This is a genomic window from Allofournierella massiliensis (genome assembly GCF_004345265.1).
Classification (GTDB): domain Bacteria; phylum Bacillota; class Clostridia; order Oscillospirales; family Ruminococcaceae; genus Allofournierella; species Allofournierella massiliensis.
Window position 1 is genome coordinate 1 of record NZ_SLUM01000075.1, and the last position, 1193, is coordinate 1193.

1 rRNA gene is annotated in these 1193 nt (G+C 54.2%); it reads left to right on the forward strand.

Features of this window, described 5'->3' with window-relative positions:
- Positions 1-1193 (forward strand): 23S ribosomal RNA (locus EDD77_RS17900); the annotation flags it as partial.

The window sequence follows — 1193 nt, forward strand, 5'->3', positions numbered from 1 at the left end:
TGGAGAGAGGCGAGAAAAGCCATGTGTATTTGTCAGGTGCCCGTACCGCAAACCGACACAGGTAGGTAGGAAGAGGATTCTAAGGCCAACGGGAGAAGGGTTGTTAAGGAACTCGGCAAGTTGACCCCGTAACTTCGGGAGAAGGGGTGCTCACGAGAGTGAGCCGCAGAGAATAGGCCCAAGCAACTGTTTAGCAAAAACACAGGTCTGTGCTAAATCGAAAGATGACGTATACGGGCTGACACCTGCCCGGTGCTGGAAGGTTAAGGGGAGTTGTGCAAGCAGCGAACTGAAGCCCCAGTAAACGGCGGCCGTAACTATAACGGTCCTAAGGTAGCGAAATTCCTTGTCAGGTAAGTTCTGACCCGCACGAATGGTGTAATGATTTGGGCACTGTCTCAACAGCCCGCCCGGCGAAATTGTAGTACCGGTGAAGATGCCGGTTACCCGCGACAAGACGGAAAGACCCCATGGAGCTTTACTGTAGCCTAATATTGGGTCTTGGTATTACATGTACAGGATAGGTGGGAGACTAGGAAACCCGGGCGTCAGCTCGGGCGGAGTCACCCTTGGGATACCACCCTTGTGATACTAGGATTCTAACCTGCGGCCCTGAATCGGGTCGGGGGACATTGTTAGGTGGGCAGTTTGACTGGGGCGGTCGCCTCCTAAAGCGTAGCGGAGGCGTTCAAAGGTTGGCTCAGCATGGACGGAAACCATGCTATTGAGTGCAAACGCATAAGCCAGCCTAACTGCGAGACCGACGGGTCGAGCAGTAACGAAAGTTGGAGTTAGTGATCCGGTGGTATGTGAGTGGAAATGCCATCGCTCAACGGATAAAAGTTACCCTGGGGATAACAGGCTGATCTCCCCCAAGAGTCCACATCGACGGGGAGGTTTGGCACCTCGATGTCGGCTCATCGCATCCTGGGGCTGTATTCGGTCCCAAGGGTTTGGCTGTTCGCCAATTAAAGCGGTACGCGAGCTGGGTTCAGAACGTCGTGAGACAGTTCGGTCCCTATCTGTCGTGGGCGCAGGATATTTGATGGGATCTGTCCCTAGTACGAGAGGACCGGGATGGACGCACCTCTGGTGCACCAGTTGTCACGCCAGTGGCACAGCTGGGCAGCTATGTGCGGATCGGATAAACGCTGAAAGCATCTAAGCGTGAAGCCGGCCCAAAGATAAGATAT